This window comes from Collinsella aerofaciens (genome assembly GCF_018785265.1).
Taxonomy (GTDB): domain Bacteria; phylum Actinomycetota; class Coriobacteriia; order Coriobacteriales; family Coriobacteriaceae; genus Collinsella; species Collinsella aerofaciens_AI.
The window spans coordinates 1-2,966 of sequence record NZ_WQPK01000038.1 but is presented as its reverse complement, the minus strand read 5'-3'; the positions used below and the strand labels follow the sequence as shown (position 1 = coordinate 2,966).

The 2,966-nt window shown below is 64.0% G+C and carries 1 rRNA gene; it reads right to left on the bottom strand.

Annotated features, from left to right (window positions below):
* Nucleotides 1-2,926, bottom strand: a 23S ribosomal RNA gene (locus GPK42_RS06580); the annotation flags it as partial.
* Nucleotides 2,927-2,966 lie beyond the last annotated feature (40 nt).

The following is a 2,966-nucleotide window of genomic DNA, read 5'->3' as shown; positions in this document are numbered from 1 at the left end:
CCTTGCACCTGCCGTCTATCGACCAGGTAGTCTACCTGGGCCCTTACCGGAAGGAGAACTAATCCCTGGAACGGCTTCCCGCTTAGATGCCTTCAGCGGTTATCCGCGCCGCACGCGGCTACCCGGCCGTGCCGTTGGTCGACAACCGGTTCACCGGAGGTGCGTCCACCCCGGTCCTCTCGTACTGGGGGCAGCCTCCATCGATTCTCCTGCGCCCACGGAGGATAGGGACCGAACTGTCTCACGACGTTCTGAACCCAGCTCGCGTACCGCTTTAAACGGCGAACAGCCGTACCCTTGGGACCTGCTCCAGCCCCAGGATGCGATGAGCCGACATCGAGGTGCCAAACCTTGCCGTCGATGTGGACTCTTGGGCAAGATCAGCCTGTTATCCCCGGAGTACCTTTTATCCGTTGAGCGACGGCCCACCCACTCGGGGCCGCCGGATCACTAGAGCCTGCTTTCGCACCTGCTCGGCTTGTGGGCCTCGCAGTCAAGCCCGCTTGTACTCTTGCATTCAAAAGGACGGTTGCCGACCGTCCCGAGCGGACCTTCGCGCGCCTCCGTTACCCTTTAGGAGGCGACCGCCCCAGTCAAACTGCCCGCCTGGCACGGTCCCCGAGCCGGTTGACGGCCTCGGGTTAGGACGCCGGTCGCGCGAGGGCAGTATTCCAAGGGCGGCTCCCCGGGGGCTGGCGCCTCCGGATCGATGCCTCCTGCCTATCCTCTACACGCGGGACCAGCGGCCAATGCCAAGCTGCAGTGAAGGTTCACGGGGTCTTTCCGTCCTTCCGCGGGTAAGTCGCATCTTCACGACCAGTGCAATTTCACCGGGTCCATGGTCGAGACAGCGCCCAAGTCGTTGCGCCTTTCGTGCAGGTCGGAACTTACCCGACAAGGAATTTCGCTACCTTAGGACCGTTATAGTTACGGCCGCCGTTTACCGGGGCTTGGCTTCGGGGCTTCGCCGAAATGGCTAACTCCTCCGCGTGACCTTCCGGCACCGGGCAGGCGTCAGACCCTATACGTCGCCTTGCGGCTTCTGCAGAGTCCTGTGTTTTTGGTAAACAGTCGCTTGGGCCTCTCCACTGCGGCCCGCCTCCGCTCCCCGGGCAAGCCGGTTCACGTACGCGCGGGCACCCCTTCTCCCGAAGTTACGGGGCCATTGTGCCGAGTTCCTTGACCATGGTTGACCCGATCGCCTCGGTATGTTCTACCCACCCACCTGTGTCGGTTTGCGGTACGGGCGCGCACGCGCCTGCCTAGGGGTTTTTCTAGGGACCTCGGGCTCACTCGCTTCGCTTAAGTGCTTCGTCCGGAGCCTCGCCCTTCGTGCGGACCGGATTTCCCTGGTCCGCGGGCCGCGCTCCATCACGGGGACGTCCAGAACCCCGCCGAGCCACCCCCATCCGTCGCCCCGTCGGTCGTAGCGCCGCGTGCGCGGTGCAGGAATGTCTGCCTGCTGCGCGTCGGCTACGCCTCCCGGCCTCGCCTTAGCCCCCGACTGACCCTGGGAGGATTAGCCTTGCCCAGGAAACCTCGGGTTCACGGCGGACGAGTTACTCTCTCGTCTCTCGCTACTCATGCCAGCATTCTCACTCCCATGCGCTCCACCGTCGGTCGCCCTCCGGCTTCTCCGCCCATGGGAAGCTCCCCTACCGATTCTAATGAATTAAAATCCCGCCGCTTCGGTGTCCAGCTTAGCCCCGTGTATTGTCGGCGCATGTCCACTCGACCAGTGAGCTGTTACGCACTCTTTGAATGCATGGCTGCTTCTAAGCCAACATCCTGGTTGTCTGGGCGGACGCACATCCTTTGCCACTCGGCTGGAACTTGGGGACCTTAGCGGGCGGTCCGGGCTGTTTCCCTCTCGAGCACACAGCTTAGCCCACATGCTCTGACTGCCGCGCTCTGGGCCGCCGGCATTCGGAGTTCGGTTGGATTCGGTAGGCGGCGAAGCCCCCTCGTCCATCCGGTGCTCTACCTCCGGCGGTGAACGCGCGACGCTAGCCCTAAAGCTATTTCGGGGAGAACGAGATATCTCCGGGTTTGATTGGCCTTTCACCCCTATCCGCAGGTCATCGCCGCCGTTTTCAACCGACGTGCGTTCGGCCCTCCACGGGGTCTTACCCCCGCTTCAGCCTGCCCACGGATAGCTCACCCGGCTTCGCGTCCGCGGCGCGGGACTCAAGTCGCCCTGTTAAGGCTCGCTTTCGCTCCGGCTCCCTTTCGGTTAACCTCGCCCCGCGCCAGCGACTCGCTGGCTCATTCTACAAAAGGCACGCCGTCACACCATAAAGGTGCTCCGACTGCTCGTGGGCGCACGGTTTCAGGTACTGTTTCACTCCCCTCCCGGGGTGCTTTTCACCTTTCCCTCACGGTACTGGTGCGCTATCGGTCACAGGGTAGTACTCAGGCTTGGATGGTGGTCCACCCAGGTTCGGACCGGGTTTCACGTGCCCGGCCCTACTCAGGGACCGCGTCGCGCCGTCCGGTCTGGGTTCGCGTACGGGGCTGTCACCCGCTGCGGCCGGCCCTCCCATGCCGTTCCGCTCCCCAGCCGGACCTGCGCCCGGGGGCGGCAGCCCCCGGATGCGCGGCCCTGCAACCCCGTCGGCGGAACCCCTGCCGGGTATGCCCGCTCGACGGTTTGGCCATCGGTCCCCTTTCGCTCGCCGCTACTCGGGGAGTCTCGAGATTGATTTCCTCTCCTCCGGGTACTTAGATGTTTCAGTTCCCCGGGTTGTCCTCCCCACCCTTATGTGTTCGGGGTGGGGATATCCACACTGCTGTGGATGGGTTCGCCCATTCGGAGACCCCCGGGTCGAAGGATGTGTGCTCCTCGCCGGGGATTATCGCAGCTTGCCGCGTCCTTCATCGGCTCCCTGTGCCAAGGCATCCGCCGTGCGCCCGTGGTATCTTGCGGGACCGCTCTCGGGCCCGCGGGATATCCACGTGTCGCTAAT